Source organism: Mariniflexile sp., assembly GCF_041583155.1.
Taxonomy (GTDB): Bacteria; Bacteroidota; Bacteroidia; order Flavobacteriales; family Flavobacteriaceae; genus Mariniflexile.
In genome coordinates this window covers 50,193-67,399 of sequence record NZ_JBFHGK010000010.1, presented here as the reverse complement: position 1 = coordinate 67,399, position 17,207 = coordinate 50,193, and the positions used below count along the sequence as shown (strand labels likewise).

Sequence of the window (17,207 nt, the reverse complement as noted above, 5' to 3'; positions counted from 1 at the left end):
CCTATTTATGTTTTTAGTATTGAAATATTAAAAGCACTTTTAAAAGTGTTTTTAAAGAAATAAAGCATTAAATAATAAGGCAATAAAACGAAAAGAGACAATATTCCGGCTACCCATTCCTTAAAAAAAGCCGATGCTATAATTAAGGTTGAAAACATCAGAATAAAAGGAAAAACATAAGCCCAAAACACCGCTTTTAAACCCAAAGATTTTTTTAGAACTAATTGAACACTCTCATTAAGTTTTAGCGATTCACAGGAGTTCAAGATTTCAACTTCCTTTGTGTTAGATTCTGAAATTCCGCAAGATGCTTTGGCACGACACGACTCACAATGCACACTTTGTTTAATTGAAACAAAAACAGAATCATCTGATATTTTAGATACAATACCAGAATGAATAAATGCGTTTTTATTCGATAATTGTGTACTCACTTTACGCCTTAAGTTAATTAAATTGAGAGCGTTAAATTAGTGCTTACATTCAGGGTAATATATGATTAATGTCAGGAAATGCTATAATTTACAGCTACAGCTGCTTAATTTATGGCCTAAAAGTTGTTATGTATATCATATAGAGCCAAAAATGCATTGACATATTAAGATTTTTTGTAAATTTAAATTTGTTAATCGTTATAATAACAGGGCTTTAAGTGTGAAATTTATATTATTCCTATTAAACCTATTAGATTTATAGGAAATAGGTTTGGTATTTATAAATTTAATTTTATTTTTGCCGAACTTTTCTTTGAGATTTTAGATAATCTTAAAGTTTGGCACAACGTATTAATTATTTAGTTTTAAAGACATGGAAAACATCACAATAAATATCACGGATAGAGACGGTAAAAAACACGAAGTATTGGCGCCTACAGATATGGCGATGAACTTAATGGAAGTGGTACGATCTTATGAGTTAGCTCCTGAGGGAACCATTGGCGTTTGTGGGGGTATGGCCATGTGTGCATCATGCCAATGTTATGTTTTAAGTGATACATCATTACCAGAAATGACTGACGATGAAGAAGCAATGCTTTCTGAAGCTTTTGATGTTCGTGGAAATAGCCGTTTGGGTTGTCAAATACAAATGACGCCAGATATGAATGGACTTGAAGTTCAGTTGGCCCCTGAATGTTAATCATTGCGATTTTATAATAGTGCTTTAGTTTACTAAGCACGTCTTATTTAATATTAATTAAGCCTAACCCTTATAGTTAGGCTTTGCTATGTATTTTTATCTATACTTATAATTGAGAGTTTAACTATTCTCTCTTATAAAAACTATAACTTAAGACTTACCACCAAATTAGAAACGCTTTTTTTAATTCCCCATTCTTAAATTTTATCCAGCATAAGGGCGAAAATTGTTGCTCAAAATAGAGTTTTGCCTTCTTTACAAAAGCATCAAATAAAATCCAATTTACATTTTGATGTGGTACAACTAACCACTCCTTTTTGTTTGGAATATAAAATTTACAATTTTCAAATTGTTGAAGTTGTGTCTCATTTATATAAAATCCAATAATGCAATCATTATTTAAAGTTTTTAGCTTAATTTTTTGGTTATCAAAAGGAACGAATAATTGCGCTTTAAAATAAACCTGTTGCCTAATTTGATTTCGGTTTAATTTAAATTGTGTTAAATATTTTTCGGTGATGGGATGATATAAAAGAGGGAGCTGCTTGTTTTTTAATTTCGTTAGTTTTTCTTTTAAAGAATCTTTTCGGTTAGGCCCTATAAAATGTTCAATTTCTGTAGTGCCAACAGAAGGATCATATAAATAAAACTTGAAAATAATTTCTAAATGAACGGGTTCTCCATCTATTAAAAGCAAACAATCTAATTCACCTAAAGTGGTTTTATTATCTTGGATTTGAATATTTTCAGCAATAAATGAAATGTTTTTATGAGATTCAAGTTCGATAGTGACAAGGCGTTCTACATATTTTCCTAAGCGTAGTTTTTCATCTATATCTATATTTATTTTGTGAATTTCTGTACTAATTTCTAATTGATGTAAATCATATACAGTATTGCCTTTCCATAAGTAGGGAGTTTTTAAAAATCCTTCGTATCTTTTCTGAATCATTTGTGGATTACTATTTAAAAAGTCAGGTCCTTTTATATTCAATTAATTTTCTTGGGCCTTCAAGTAATACTCTAACTATTTGAAGTACACCATCATCATTTGTGTCTATATACCATTTAATGAGTGAAATTTGTCCGTTTTCAATTTCAATCCCTGTTATACTTCTTGGGTGTACACAGCTTCCATCATTAAAAAAAGCTATATCACCAGGTTCAGGAAATCGGGGTCGGTGTGTATGTCCAACAATTGTAATTAAATTGTTGTTTTCAATTATCCATTTTTTGGTTCTGCGTTCTACTTTAATAAGTTCGCTATAGTTTTTAGCCGGACTTGTTGGGTCGGCAATACCCATAACATTCAGTGGTTTCCATAAAATACGAACCATAAAACGACTCCATTTCCAAAACAGATAATTCCACCAGTCTGCCTGATGTCCGTGGGTTAAAAAGAGTTCTTGTTTAGTTTCTTTATGTTTTAAAACAATGCCTTCGTGGTACTCAATTCCTGGAAATAAGTCAACATCTATTCCCAGAGTTTTATCAAAATAAGTTGAGAGGTGTTTTTTTACATAATTAGGGTTTCGGTAAACCATGTCGTGGTTTCCCCAAATCATGTGCAAACTTTTTTCTTTGTGAAATTGTTGCATCAGTATGAACACATTTTTATGGGCTTCAAAAACAGGTCTAAAAGACAAGTTTTCCCAGAGTTCATCGCCATCGCCAATTTCAACATACTGGAAACCTTCAGCATAGTAGTGCTTAAGGGCATGAAAATAAATGTTTCGATTGTTGGCAAAATCATCAGCAAAACTGTTATCTCCTCTATGGCAATCACTGAATAAAATAAATTTACTATTATCATCAAAAGGGATGATTTTAGCTTTTTTATAAGCGTTATCTAATCTTTTTTTGGCTGTAAGCATGAAGTAAATTTAACTAAAAAAGCGCCCCTATTAGGAACGCTTTTTTAAAATAATAAAAAAAAGTTTACACTTTGTAATTTATTTTCTAAATAAGGGGTCTACACCAATGGTGCCGACTAAACTATCTAGATAGGCTTCAGATTTTGCTTCAGCATAAAGTTCTTCAACAGCTTGTAAACGGTCTGTAATTTTCATATCCGAAACTAAAACTTCATTATTTGGGTTGTTAATAAATGCTTTCAAATACGCTATTTGAGATTCGTAAGAACGAATGTCTTTTTGTTGTTTGAGTTTTAATCGTTCTTTGTACCAATCGCTATTTATTACATAGTCTCTATCAAAATACTTTCTTAATTCTGGGTCGCTAATACTTTTTCCTTCATAATGGCCATAAGCCATCACATGAAGTAGAATTTTAAGTGGCGGTATGGTTGCTTCAATGCTGCCTTCTTCAAAATAACGTATAGCTACTTTTTCTTGTGCTTCAATAATATTATTGATTCCATCTACATAATCCTCCAATCCTTGCAATTCTGGTTTCAACATACGTTCGTTAAATACAGCAGTTGGTTCATCAAACAATCGATTTAAACATCTTAAAGAAAAACGTTTTGTAATTCTGTACCCTAAACGGCTTGCTAAAATGGTTTTACCTTCGTGCTCAAAATCTTCAATTTTTTCTAAACAACGATTTTCAATTAGCTTTTTAGGATCGCGATCTTCAGGAGCCATACGTGCCCAAATTTCCGGAATTAATAAACTAATATCATGATCTACCTTGTTTTCTCCTCCAACATAACCGGCTGCAGTACTAAATCCATTAGACTCTGTTAAAATATGTGATAATAATGCATTATTTAAATCTGTTGTGGGGGTTAACATATTAAATGGTGCTTTTGTTAAGGCTCCTTCAGAACCAGCTCCTGTAGTTGATGGCGATTTACCAGTTAAACTACAAATAAAGTCCATAAACAATTCGGGTGTTTCTTGGTAATGAATTGGGTTATATACCGCTAATGGTCTGATGCCAGCTGCTCTGTCTGCTGGATTGTTTCTTCTTCCTGGTAACACCGCATTTACTGTATGAATTACTGGGTCATCAGCTTTAATTCTTCGACGCAATCGAACCCCTATATCGGAGATGTACGATGCTTCCGTTTCTTCATAAAATTTATTAGGTTCTAAGTAGCGAGGGTTTTTAGTAGGCTCGCCATCTACAATTCTAGGGTGAGAAGGTAAAACGAATTGTACGTCTTCTTCCTTAGAGTCTACTATTTCCTTTATAAAATCTTTAACCGGTTGAGTATACTTATCGTAATTTATAGTGTCTTCATAAATTGCAATGGCATCTTTTTTGGTTAACATTTCATAATTTGTAAGGAACCTTCCATCTGAAACAATGTCCAATTCCGCAAGCTTATCATAACCTCTAACGATTGCTTCATCTGGTCTTTGGAATAAATGTGCTTCACAATTTACCAGTACCTTTACACTTTGGTTTGTGTATTCAGGGTTTAAGTTTTTAAATCGGTTTTTCGGTAATGTGATTGATGCGGTAATATCATCTTCCGTTTGAATTTTTTCACAAGCCGCAAAATCTGAACGTAATTTGTTAAGCATCCAATTGCCTTCTTGATTGAATCCGATACGAACATAACTACCAACAACAGGCGTGTGGTTGTATATTAATGAAGTCCCCTTAACGCCATTGATGAATTCTACGGACATCATGTCTTTCCAATTTAGGTTGGCGCCATGTGCTTGCCTGAATAAACGTTTTACAAACAAGACTAATGAACGTACATGCACGGGAATACTTCTTAAAAATTCATTGAATTCATCCGAATTTTCTTCGTTAGGGGTTAGTAATTTAACAACAGATCCTAAGGTTCTTTTTTCGCTTAAGAAAGATCGAGAAGGGGGTCTGTTAGGATCTTTAATTTTCCATCTGGTTGAATAGTTGTATTCAATAATCTCGTCAGCTTTCTTAAAATCTTCATCAATGTCATGAATGTTGAACGCATTATATGTGATGGCGTTTTGCATAGATTTAGAAATCTCTGATTTACCACCTCCTGAAACTGTACAAGGTTTATGGCAAAAAACACCTTCAGGATAGGTTTCAACCATACGCCATAAGTTGATAGATTTATGTTTTTCTAACCTAAGTTTGTTTCCAGACGGGTGTATGTATGTTTTATAAGGTGATAAGGTTAATTTTTGTTCTTCACCTTTGTATGTCCATGAGATACTATTCGTAGCCGTATTTACATAAGAGGATTCGGGTATGTAAATTAAATTCGGATATTTTTTATCTATTGCATAATTTTCCGGTTTCACTTCAATTCTATCGGCAATTAAAGTTTTAACATCTTCAAAAGTATGGTCTAAACCGTAATATTTAGCATAATCACTACAGTTTACAGTTTCTCCCATTACGCGCCTAGCATAGGCAATGGCGCCACCAGCATGTTCTTCTTCAGCAAGACCAAATAGGTTTGCGGAATAACTGATTTGTGTTTTTATCTCTTTTTTTGAGTATCCGTAATAGTTGTCTGCTATAAGCGTTACCACAACGCCGCTATCATCTCTACATGTAATTTTAAATGCGCTACCGTCATTATATAGTTCATGTTCATCGTTCCAGCACATACCATCTTTTTTCTGGCGGTCTGTGGCATCGTTAAAATGAGGTAAGCCTAAGTCTTTCTTTTTAAGCGTTAATAATTGTGGTGCAAGAACGATACAGCCAGTATGGCCTGTCCAGTGTACAGGATCCAATGCCGCATCGTTATGAGCTAAATTAGGATCGCCAGCATTACCAAAAATAGCTTCCACAAAATCTAGGTTACTTACTAGAGAGCCTGGAGCAAAAAAGCGAACTTCCATTGATTTTTGAGCAATAACGCCTGGTACTTCAGGGCAAACCGTTGGTCTTAAGAGCATAGATACTATGGTTTTAGCCTGCTCTTTCTCTTCTTGGTTTGAGGTTAGCGGAAGTGTTTTTAAGTCTTCGGAAGGATTAAAGGCAGCATGTAGGAAGTGTGCAAAAACTATTTTAGGCACTTCCTTTTTATCAAAAGGAACTGGTAATGGGCCTTCAACAATATGGAAGGTTCCTTTTGTGGTTCGTTTATCGTGTAACGGATTGTTTAAAATACCTTGTTTAAGTCGGATAGAGGTTACTAAATCACTTTTAAATGAGGTGCCGTCTGGTGGTAAACTGGCTTCTCTAGCTTGTCCTTTTTTAGACAGAATTAAAGTGTTGTTTGGTAACTTGCATGGTTTGTCAATGGATACATCTTTTAAATAAGCATCAATAAAATTTTGGATTCTTGAGTCAGCGGGGGCAAGATGGTTTCCTAGAAGTCTCGATTTTTCTCTAAGACTCATTATTAGTGGTCTTGTAGTTTTTTCAAACTCTGGATCGCAAAATTTTTCTTTGCTATCTTCACGATCTTTAAACGTTGGTTGGCCTAAATAAGCCAATTGTAGATTGATAAATTGAATAGTATCTCTCCTAGTTTGTTTACCTGTTTCGTTCCCCATTTTAATGTTGTTTTCCATTTTAAATCAATTGTGCTTTAAAAATTTATATATCCTATTTAAGCATATCGTTTCCAAAATTAATATCAAAACTTTTCAATAAAGATGACATTTATCATAGGTTCACTATGCGTTTAAAAGTTTTAAGGGTTATTTAAATGCATTTAACCCTGTAATATCTAGGCCTGTTATTAGTAAATGAATGTCGTGTGTACCTTCGTAAGTTATAACACTTTCCAGGTTCATAGCGTGTCGCATAATCGAATAATCGCCGGTAATTCCCATCGCGCCTAATATTTGTCTTGCTTCACGGGCTATAGTAATAGCCATTTCTACATTATTGCGTTTTGCCATAGAAATTTGTGCAGAGGTTGCTTTATTCTCATTTCGCAAAACACCAAGGCGCCAAGTAAGTAATTGTGCTTTGGTAATTTCGGTTATCATTTCGGCTAATTTTTTCTGTTGTAATTGAAATTGCCCAATTGGTTTCCCGAATTGCAAACGTTCTTTACTGTATCTTAGTGCGGTATCATAGCAATCCATGGCGGCACCAATGGCTCCCCAAGCAATGCCATATCGTGCGGAATCTAAACAACCTAATGCGGCACCCAATCCAGATTTATTTGGTAACAGGTTTTCTTTAGGAACTTTTACATTGTTAAATATAAGTTCGCCAGTAGCTGAGGCTCGTAGCGACCATTTGTTGTGCGTTTCGGGTGTTGTAAAGCCTTCCATACCACGTTCCACAAGTAGGCCGTGAACACGATTATCTTCATCTTTAGCCCATACTACAGCAACTTGTGCGAATGTTGCGTTGCTTATCCACATTTTAGCGCCATTTAAAAGATAGTGGTCTCCCATATCTTTAAAATGAGTGACCATACCACTTGGGTTACTACCATGGTCGGGTTCGGTTAAACCAAAACAACCCATCCATTCGCCAGTGGCCAATTTTGGTAAATATTTTTGACGCTGTGCTTCATTCCCATATTTCCAAATAGGATACATTACTAAGGAGGATTGTACTGAAGCGGTGCTACGAACGCCCGAATCGCCTCGTTCAATTTCCTGCATAATTAGGCCGTAGCTAATTTGGTCTAATCCAGCTCCGCCATATTCAATAGGAATGTAAGGTCCAAAAGCGCCAATTTCAGCTAAACCATTAATAATTTGTTTAGGAAATTCCGCTTTTTGAGCGTAGTCTTCAATAATAGGTGAAACCTCACGTTTTACCCAACTCCTTGCGGCATCCCGTACTAATTTGTGCTCATCGGACAATAATTCGTCAAGATTGTAATAATCCGGTGCTTCAAACAAATCTGGTTTCATTACTATTTGAATTTATTAGTGTTTTAAACAAAATATGTATTAACAACACTACTTTGCCGACAAAACACTATCGTTAGTCTCAAATTTAATGAAATCTTGTAAGTAATTTACATTTTTAAATAGAAATCTTTTGTTAAGCTTATATAGTCTTCGGTGTATATATGGCGGCTAATTTCAATAATAAGGGTTTCTATTTTAGTGTCGCATTTGCGGAACGAGAATTCCATAAGGCTGCGTTTAATTTCTGAAGTAGGTGTGCCTTTTACATGTAAAATTTTATTTGGATATAACTTGAAACTAGAAGCTAAACTAATAAAAGTAGCTTCTTCTTTAAAAGGAATGATAACAGAAAAAACACCTTCTTCGGATAGTAATTTTGAAACACTTTCAATTAAGTGATCAAAAGGCATGGCCTCGCTAAAACGTGCTAAATCGCGTTGTTCACTTTCCGATTTATAATTTTCTGAATAAAATGGCGGGTTAGAAACTATTAAATCATATTTATCTTCAATCTCATCAGTAAATTCTTCAAGTGAGGCATGGTAGCAAAACAATCGGTCTGCCCACGGGGATGCTTCAAAATTTTCAACACATTGTTCGTAAGCATCATCATCTATTTCAATGGCATCAATTATTTCAGCGAAGCTACGTTGTGCAAGCATTAACGAAAGTATTCCGGTGCCAGCTCCAATATCTAGAACTGCAAAGGGATTTGTTTTGATAGATGCCCAAGCCCCTAATAAAACCCCGTCCGTTCCAACTTTCATGGCACATTTATTTTGGTTTATTGTGAATTGTTTGAAAGAAAAAGGAGAGGAAGCCATAGCTGAATGTTAAAAATTTAAGATTGAATTTTGAAAAAAGGATCAAAAAGCCTTGAAAAATATTAAACTCTGTTAAAAAATATTTTCTTGTTAAATACGTTATTAATTTTGTATGATAGATGTATAATTAATACCCATCTTTAAATAAGGTATTGAAAGTGCTAAACTAAAAATAAATTGTATGAAGTCTGCAGAAAAAATTTTAAAGAAGCTCAATAATTTATTGGTAATGAATTATGAAGTTGAAAAAATTTATTTAGGTGCACTTGATTTGGCTACTAATGATAATTTAAAAGCGTTTTTTACAGAACGTGCTTTTGAGAGAAATGAATTTAGTAGACAATTAAGAACAGAAATAAATAAATTGAAAGGGGAACCTATACAGTTAGGTAAGGTTAAGGGTGATTTAAAAAACTTTGAAACGAAATTCAAAAACCACCTTTTAATAAATAACGAGGACGATTTAATGACAGAGGTTTTTAAACTTAAATCATTATGTATTGATGGATATAATGAATTATTGATGCAAATCAATTTGCCATTATCTACGTGTAAAATGCTGGTAAAACAACGTGATAGCATTTATAGTAATATGAATGCCATGAAACGACAAGAAGAGTTTGTTGTGTAATTAATGCTTGTTTAAAAATCCAATTTAAATTTTATAAGTTTTGCGCCAAGAAGCTCTGTAAAAATATCGAGCTTCTTGGCGCATCTATTTTAATTAAATAAAATTTCCGTATCTTATAAAGAATATACCGTTCATCGAAAACTTGAATGGATTTTGGGTTGGGTTAAGCTTTTTCGCTACATTGCGGCATAAAGTAAGATAAAACGACAGTGTTTTTTGTTTTTAATCGAATTAAATGTCTTTTTAGCGTTATTTTTGTTTTTAACCCCCAAATAAAAACCTATTTTAATTATGAAAAACCATGAACAAATTGTTAGCACTTTAAATAGATTACTAATTCTAAACTGTGAGACTGAAAAGTTGTTTTTTTATGCACTAGACCAAGTTGAAGGTAAGATATTAAAGAATTTCTTTAGTGTGGCTGGCTATGAAAGAAACAGATTTATTAAAGCAATAGATGCTAGTATTCGAGAAAAAGGTGCTACGCCTACATATCATGACACCTCATTAGTGGAAGAGTATATTAAAAATTCAAATTTAATAAAAGCAATAGCTTCGCAAAATGAGCAGTTTATATTAACCGAAGCAGGTAGAGTTCAAGTTTCAGATATTGAAAAATATCAAAAAATCCTTAATTATTTTGAATTTTCAGATTCCGATGAAGAGTTGTTGGAAGATCAACAAGACACCATTGTGAAATCGTTATATGGTATTGAAGTTTATAAAGATTTCTTTGCAGAGAAAAGAGCTTCCTAAATAAACTAAATATACAAATCAATCAAACCATCTGGTGTATTAACTATGATGGTTTTTGTTTTTCTATCAACTTTTACAATAAATTCATCATTCATTGGTATTAGTATTTCGTTTCCATTATTTTCAACTTCGAATAAAGCCTGCGCTGTAGAATCGTTAATTCCAACGATTGTGCCAACTTTACCGTAATTTATGTCTTCCATGTTGAAGCCTATAACTTCATGAAAATAAAATTTGTTACCTTCTAATTTTGGTAGGAATTCTAGAGGTAAATATACATCACTTTTAATCAAAGCATCGGCATCGCCTTCACTATTAACATCTTCAAATTGTACGCGTAAAAGATCAGATTTATGAAGTTGCGAACTTTCAACAAAGAAAGGGATGAGGGAGTTGCGCACATCAATAAACATGGCATCTAAGTTGGTGTATAACTCAGGTTCATCGGTGTCTAATTTTATTAAAAGTTCACCTTTAAAACTATATTTTGTTACAATTTTGCCTAAGTAAAAACAATCTTCTTTTTTCATGAGAAATGGGTTTGTGCAATAACAGTGTAAAGCTAATAAATATTAAATTACTAATGGCTCGACTGTAGTTGATGTGACATTTTTGATAAAAAAAACTCCGATACACGTATCGGAGTTTAAAAGTATAAAAAATAATTTTTTTATTCTTCTGTTTTAGCTTCTTCCTCGGTTGCTTCCTCAGCAACAGCTTCTGCTTCAGCTGCTTCTTCAACAGCTGCTGCTGCTGCAATACGCGCTTCGTTAGCTGCTTTTTCAGCTTCTAATGCTTTCGCTTTTGCTTCAGCTTGTGCTTTTGCTAAACCATCTGTTTTAGCGCCAACTTTACCTGCTTTTTCTTCTAACCAAGCTGTAAATTTAGCTTCGGCTTGTTCTTCTGTTAAAGCACCTTTTCTAACTCCACCTACTAGGTGATTTTTTAGTAAAGCACCTTTGTAAGATAAAATAGCTTTAGCCGTGTCGGTTGGTTGTGCACCGTTTTGCAACCATTGTACAGCACTATCAACATTTAAATCGATACTTGCTGGGTTTGTGTTTGGATTGTAAGTTCCTAATTTTTCAAGGTATTTACCATCTCTTTTTGATCGTACATCAGCTGCAACAATCCAGTAAAAAGGTTTCCCTTTTTTACCATGTCTTTGTAATCTAATTTTTACTGGCATAATAATTAATTATTTGAGGTTCTCGACCTCGGTTATTAATGAGGGCGCAAAGATAATCTTTTAATCCTAATAATCAATACTTTATTTAGTGTTGGAGTTATTTTTTTTTAAAAGAGCAAACATACTGGTGTTGGGACTTTTGCGTCGTTCAAAAAACTTAGTTTTCCGGTAGATGCATCAATGCTAAAAACAGAGATGTTTTCACTTTTTTGGTTTGCAACTAATAAAAATTTTCCAGTGGGATCTATAGTGAAATTTCTAGGCCAATCCCCATGGACAGGCATGGTTTGAATTTTTTCAATCGTGCCATCTAATTTGTTTCTTTTAAACACAGCAATAGAATTTTCACCTCTATTAGAACCGTATAAAAATAGCTCGTTTTTGGATAAATGAATATCGGCACAGGAATTTTTTCCTTCGTAGGTGTCTTCCAATGTAGAGTCGTAGTCAATTTGTTTAAAACCACTGTCTGTTTTTTCAATCGAAGTTATGGAGCCACCATATTCATTAATGATATAGATGAATTGACCATTTCTTGTTATGGCGAAATGTCTTGGTCCTGGATTTTCTGAGGTTTGGAAGATTGAAGGTGTCTCCAATTCATAACTATCATTTTTTAATTTATATTGATAAACAGCATTCATTCCTAAGTCTGCGATATATAAGTCGTCTCTAAAAAACTGAGCAGAATGTGCATGCGAAACTTCGTCTGTTAAGTTGTAATTAAAAATTTGGGAGGCATCATTTAGCTTTCCGTCTCTAGAAATAGGATAAATAGATGCGCTACCTCCAACATAATTTGACACAACTGCTTTGGTTCCTTGTTTGTTTAAGGCTATATGGCAAGGTCCTTTACCGTTACTGCTTACTTTGTTTATAAACTTTAGCAGGCCATTTTCTTGAATCTTAAATGAAGATACCGAGCCACCAAGACTTTCACTTACAGCATATAAAAATCTCTTGTTTGGTGAATAGGCTATAAATGATGGATTTTCGGTGGTAATAGCTAATTGTAATTCGCTAAGTTCGCCAGTTTTTGTATTGAATTGTAATTTATAAATACCTTCACTTGTGCCTTTGGTATAGGTGCCAACGTACATTGCTACGTTTTGGGCATTACTAGTTGCAGTTACTATTAAAAGCACTAAAAATAAGAGTTTAATTTTCATGGAGTTGGAATATAAGATTTCAAAAATAAGGTTTTTGCATGAACAATACTTAAGTGTTGTTGTGCTATTTTGTTTAAAACTCTTTATAACTTTCGGTTAATAAGGCGATATAATTCTGTAATTTTATAAACTGCGTTTGAAATTTCTAAACGACTTAAAAACAAACATCTATATTTAAAAATGTACTTAATTTTCGATACTGAAACTACCGGATTGCCTAAACGTTGGGATGCACCAATTACAGATACTGATAATTGGCCAAGGTGTATTCAAATTGCATGGCAATTACATGATGAAATGGGGAATTGTGTCGATCATCAAGATTATTTGGTGCAACCAGATGGGTTTAATATTCCGTATGATGCTGAGAAAATTCATGGTATTTCAACAGAGTTAGCGCAAGAACAAGGTGTTCCGTTAACTGAAGTTTTGGAGAAATTTAATATAGCTTTAAGCAAAACAAAATTTGTAGTAGGACAAAACCTGAAATTCGACCTTAATATTATGGGGGCTGAATTTGTGCGGGCAGATGTTGCAAACACATTACAAGAATTACCAGTTTTAGATACTTGTACCGAACACACAGCTAGTTTATGTCAAATTCCAGGTGGGCGATATGGGAAATTCAAATTACCCACGCTTACTGAATTACACGAATATTTATTTAAAGTGCCTTTTTCTGAAGCGCATAATGCGACTGCCGATGTGGAAGCAACTACGCGTTGCTTTTTTGAATTAATTCGGTTAGAAGAATATACAGTAGAACAGCTAGATGTTCAGCCCGATTATTTTGATAGGTTTAAAGAAGCTAATCCTATGGAGATTCAGCTTATTGGCTTAAAGCATATTAACCTAAAACAAGAAAGTGCTAAAATAAGGGAGGGTATAAAAAAAGTTGAAGGAAATACCATTTCTACGGAAGTCATTAAACAAAACATTTCCGAATTAAAGGAAGTTGATTTTGTTCACCTTCATAATCATTCACAGTTTTCGGTTTTGCAGTCTACTATCAGTGTTGCAGATTTGGTTGCAGTAGCTGCCGAGCATAACATGCCTGCGGTTGCTTTAACCGACCATGCCAATATGATGGGGGCTTTTCACTTTGTGAAAGCAGTTAGCAATCATAATAAAGGTGTTAAAGCAAAAAATGCAGCCGCTATTGAAAGAGGTGAAACCCCTAAAGCTAAAGAAATTAAACCCATAATTGGGTGCGAGTTTTTTGTTTGCGAAGACCATACCGACAAAACTAGAAAAGATAATGGTTATCAAATCGTGCTACTTGCCAAGAATAAAAATGGGTATCATAATCTGGCAAAATTATCGTCGCACGCCTTTGTGGATGGTTTTTATTACCTGCCAAGAATAGATAAGAATTTAATAGAGAAGTATAAAGATGACCTCATGGTGCTTACCGGAAATTTGTATGGTGAAGTGCCAAGTAAAATCTTAAATGTAGGAGAAAATCAAGCTGAAGAAGCCTTAATTTGGTGGAAAGAACAATTTGGAGACGATCTGTATGTGGAGTTAATGCGTCACAATCAAGAAGATGAAAATCGTGTGAATCCAGTACTTATTTCGCTCGCCAAGAAACACGAGGTTAAGTTGGTTGCCACTAATAATACCTATTATTGTAAAAAGGAAGATGCCAATGCACATGATATTTTATTGTGCGTAAAGGATGGAGAAAAGCAGGCAACACCTATAGGTCGTGGTCGAGGTTATCGCTACGGATTACCCAATCAGGAATATTATTTTAAGTCTGCAGAAGAAATGAAGCAGATTTTTAAGGATGTACCTGAGGCTATTAGTAACATTCAAGAAGTTGTAGATAAAGTAGAAGCCTACGAGTTGGCCCGAGAGGTGTTGTTACCGGCATTCGATATTCCAGACTCTTTTAAAAATGAAGAAGATTTAATCGATGGAGGGAAACGAGGTGAAAATGCCTATTTGCGGTATTTAACCTATGAAGGAGCTAAGAAACGCTATGGAGAAGAACTTTCGGAGGAAGTTATAGAGCGTTTAGACTTTGAGCTCGATGTTATTCAAAATACAGGATATCCTGGTTACTTTTTAATTGTTGAAGATTTTATTCGAGAAGCTCGAAAAATGGATGTATCGGTGGGTCCGGGTCGTGGTTCGGCGGCAGGATCGGTGGTAGCCTATTGTTTATGGATTACTAATATAGATCCACTTAAGTACGATTTGCTTTTTGAGCGCTTCTTGAATCCCGATCGTGTAAGTATGCCCGATATTGATATCGATTTTGATGATGAAGGCAGAAGCCGGGTGATGGATTACGTTATCAATAAATACGGAAGTAATCAGGTGGCTCAAATTATTACTTATGGTACTATGGCTGCAAAGTCGTCCATTCGTGATACGGCTCGTGTGCTTGATTTACCATTGTTTGATGCCGATAGAATTGCTAAATTAATTCCAACCATGTCTAAACTGAATAAAATCTTTGGTTTAAGCGAGAAGGAATTAGCGAGTAAGTTTAGGGCGGAAGATTTAGAAAAGGTGAATCAGCTTTTAAATATTTCCGAAGGTGATGATTTAGAAGCGGAAACGATAAACTTAGCTAGAACCCTTGAAGGATCCGTAAGAAATACGGGAATTCATGCTTGTGGCGTTATAATTACGCCAGATGATATTACCAAATTCGTTCCCGTCTCCACGGCAAAAGATTCCGATTTATATGTTACCCAATTTGATAACTCGGTTGTTGAGGAAGCTGGATTATTAAAAATGGATTTCTTGGGGTTAAAAACATTAACCTTAATTAAGGACACCGTTAAAATTGTAAAGGCAAGACATGATATTTTACTCGATCCGGATAATTTTCCGTTAGATGATGTTAAAACTTATGAGTTGTTCCAACGGGGAGAAACGGTCGGTGTATTCCAATACGAGTCACCCGGAATGCAAAAACACCTTAAGGAATTAAAACCAACCGTTTTTGAAGATTTAATTGCAATGAATGCCTTGTATCGTCCGGGGCCTATGGAGTATATTCCAAGTTTTACACGACGCAAACATGGTGAAGAGCCAATTGAGTACGATTTAGATGCCATGGAAGAATACCTAAAGGAAACTTATGGTATTACCGTTTATCAGGAGCAAGTAATGTTACTGTCTCAAAAACTTGCTGGATTTACTAAAGGTGAAGCCGATGTACTAAGAAAGGCAATGGGTAAGAAGCAAATTGCGGTACTGGATAAAATGAAACCTAAATTTGTAGAACAGGCGAGTGCAAATGGCCATGATGCAAAAGTGTTGGAAAAAGTTTGGAAAGACTGGGAGGCTTTTGCAAGTTATGCTTTCAATAAATCGCACTCTACTTGTTATGCATGGATAGCCTACCAAACAGCCTATTTAAAAGCGCATTACCCAGCAGAATATATGGCGGCGGTGCTTTCCAATAACATGAACGATATCAAACAGGTTACTTTCTTTATGGAAGAATGTAAGCGTATGAAACTGGAAGTTTTAGGGCCAGATGTAAACGAATCATTCTATAAATTTTCAGTAAATAAAAATAACGCAGTTCGTTTTGGAATGGGAGCCATAAAGGGTGTGGGTCATGGTGCCGTACTAACAATTGTTGAAAACAGAAAGAAAGACGGGCCTTATAAAACAATTTTTGATTTTGCAAAGCGGATTGATTTACGTGCAGCTAATAAAAAAGCGTTCGAGAATTTAGCGTTGGCAGGTGGCTTTGATGGTTTTAGTTCAACCCATCGTGCACAATATTTTCATGATGAAGGTGATGGTATTACTTTTTTAGAAAAAGCGATTCGTTATGGTAATAAACATCAGGAAAATGAAAATTCTGCGCAAGTAAGTTTGTTTGGGGATGCCAGTAATGTGCAAATCGCCGAACCCGAAGTGCCACCATGTGAAGAGTGGGGAACTATGGAGAAATTAGCACGTGAAAAAGAAGTGGTAGGAATCTATATTTCTGGGCATCCGTTAGACGATTTTAAAATTGAGATGAACACCTTTTGTAACGCTAATTTGGCATTCTTTAAAGATTTAGAACCTTATGTGAACAGAGAATTGGTTTTTGGTGGTGTAGTTACCGATGTGCAACACCGTGTAAGTAAGCAAGGTAAAGGATGGGCTATGTTTACAGTTGAAGATTATACCGATAGTTTTGAGTTTCGCATTTTTGGTGAAGAATACTTAAAGTTTAGGCATTTTTTAATGAAAAGCAATTTTGTTTTTGTGAAATCATTTGTTAGAGAAGGTTGGGTAAATAAAGATACAGGTAAAAAGAGTGAACCTCGATTGCAGTTCAATAGTTTTCAGTTGCTGCACGATGTTATGGAGAACTATGCTAAAAAATTATCTATACAATTGGATATTAGAGATTTAAATGAACGTAAAATTGCCGCATTAAAGGAGTTAGTTCATTCACATCCAGGAAATCAGTCGCTTAATTTTGTGGTGTATGACAACAAGGAAATGTTAAAATTATCCATGCCAAGCAGAAAACATAAAGTAAAAGTTTCTCAAGAATTACTTAACGAATTACAAAATCAGGATGTCTTATTTAAATTGAATTAATTTTAGTTATTTTTTTGTAAATATCCTGAATTGTAGCAAGTATAATTCTTATATTTAGTGTTCAAAATTGAAATGCTTTATATTTCATACCTGAAGCTTCATTTTTTTTTGATGAGTAAAAGTTTTAAGTAAATAGTTTAACTTTTTTTGATCTTCAAAATTAATGATAGTACAAAACAATGT

The 17,207-nt window shown here is 34.4% G+C and carries 13 protein-coding genes; 4 read left to right on the top strand and 9 right to left on the bottom strand.

Annotated elements, in window-relative coordinates; genetic code table 11:
* Positions 1 to 5: 5 nt before the first annotated feature.
* A complete protein-coding gene (locus tag ABYI63_RS05570; RefSeq protein WP_372754305.1) occupies positions 6 to 434 on the bottom strand; it encodes a SoxR reducing system RseC family protein in 429 nt (142 codons plus the stop codon).
* Between the two features lie 373 nt (positions 435 to 807).
* Here ABYI63_RS05570 and ABYI63_RS05565 point away from each other — a divergent pair, with 373 nt between their 5' ends.
* Positions 808 to 1,137, top strand: coding sequence for a ferredoxin (locus tag ABYI63_RS05565; RefSeq protein ID WP_372754303.1), 330 nt, complete (start codon positions 808 to 810; stop codon positions 1,135 to 1,137).
* 157 nt (positions 1,138 to 1,294) lie between these two features.
* On the opposite strand, the gene ABYI63_RS05560 is transcribed toward ABYI63_RS05565, so the two are convergent.
* From ABYI63_RS05560 to ABYI63_RS05540, 5 genes are all read right to left on the bottom strand, one after another.
* On the bottom strand, positions 1,295 to 2,131 hold the full coding sequence (locus ABYI63_RS05560; RefSeq protein WP_372754301.1) for a DUF1853 family protein: 837 nt from the start codon (positions 2,129 to 2,131) through the stop codon (positions 1,295 to 1,297).
* On the bottom strand, positions 2,112 to 3,011 hold the full coding sequence (locus tag ABYI63_RS05555; RefSeq protein ID WP_372754299.1) for a serine/threonine protein phosphatase: 900 nt from the start codon (positions 3,009 to 3,011) through the stop codon (positions 2,112 to 2,114). The genes ABYI63_RS05560 and ABYI63_RS05555 overlap by 20 nt, the downstream gene beginning before the upstream one ends.
* Positions 3,012 to 3,089: 78 nt before the next feature.
* Positions 3,090 to 6,578 (bottom strand): hypothetical protein, encoded by a 3,489-nt coding sequence (locus ABYI63_RS05550; RefSeq protein WP_372754297.1) that lies wholly within the window; start codon positions 6,576 to 6,578, stop codon positions 3,090 to 3,092.
* Between the two features lie 129 nt (positions 6,579 to 6,707).
* Entirely contained in the window at positions 6,708 to 7,886 is a 1,179-nt protein-coding gene (locus ABYI63_RS05545; RefSeq protein WP_372754295.1) for an acyl-CoA dehydrogenase family protein, read from the bottom strand.
* A 107-nt stretch (positions 7,887 to 7,993) separates the two neighbouring features.
* Positions 7,994 to 8,653 (bottom strand): tRNA1(Val) (adenine(37)-N6)-methyltransferase, encoded by a 660-nt coding sequence (locus ABYI63_RS05540; RefSeq protein ID WP_372754293.1) that lies wholly within the window; start codon positions 8,651 to 8,653, stop codon positions 7,994 to 7,996.
* Between the two features lie 238 nt (positions 8,654 to 8,891).
* Here ABYI63_RS05540 and ABYI63_RS05535 point away from each other — a divergent pair, with 238 nt between their 5' ends.
* Together ABYI63_RS05535 and ABYI63_RS05530 are read left to right on the top strand one after the other, a co-directional pair.
* Positions 8,892 to 9,341 carry a DUF2383 domain-containing protein gene (locus tag ABYI63_RS05535; RefSeq protein ID WP_372754291.1) on the top strand — a complete coding sequence of 150 codons (450 nt, stop codon included), beginning with the start codon at positions 8,892 to 8,894 and terminating at the stop codon, positions 9,339 to 9,341.
* 291 nt (positions 9,342 to 9,632) lie between these two features.
* Complete coding sequence (locus tag ABYI63_RS05530) at positions 9,633 to 10,097, top strand: DUF2383 domain-containing protein (protein WP_372754289.1); 465 nt, start codon at positions 9,633 to 9,635, stop codon at positions 10,095 to 10,097.
* A gap of 5 nt (positions 10,098 to 10,102) precedes the next feature.
* Here ABYI63_RS05530 and rimM read toward each other — a convergent pair whose 3' ends face one another.
* The 3 genes from rimM to ABYI63_RS05515 all read right to left on the bottom strand — a co-directional run bounded on the left by rimM (position 10,103) and on the right by ABYI63_RS05515 (position 12,455).
* Positions 10,103 to 10,627, bottom strand: a complete 525-nt coding sequence (gene rimM, locus ABYI63_RS05525) for a ribosome maturation factor RimM (RefSeq protein ID WP_372754287.1) — start codon at positions 10,625 to 10,627, stop codon at positions 10,103 to 10,105.
* A gap of 140 nt (positions 10,628 to 10,767) precedes the next feature.
* Positions 10,768 to 11,286, bottom strand: a complete 519-nt coding sequence (locus ABYI63_RS05520; RefSeq protein WP_372754285.1) for a 30S ribosomal protein S16 — start codon at positions 11,284 to 11,286, stop codon at positions 10,768 to 10,770.
* A 107-nt stretch (positions 11,287 to 11,393) separates the two neighbouring features.
* Complete coding sequence (locus ABYI63_RS05515) at positions 11,394 to 12,455, bottom strand: lactonase family protein (protein ID WP_372754283.1); 1,062 nt, start codon at positions 12,453 to 12,455, stop codon at positions 11,394 to 11,396.
* Positions 12,456 to 12,635: 180 nt separating this feature from the next.
* Between ABYI63_RS05515 and dnaE the strand changes: the two genes are divergently transcribed.
* Positions 12,636 to 17,024, top strand: coding sequence for a DNA polymerase III subunit alpha (gene dnaE / locus ABYI63_RS05510; protein ID WP_372754281.1), 4,389 nt, complete (start codon positions 12,636 to 12,638; stop codon positions 17,022 to 17,024).
* Positions 17,025 to 17,207 lie beyond the last annotated feature (183 nt).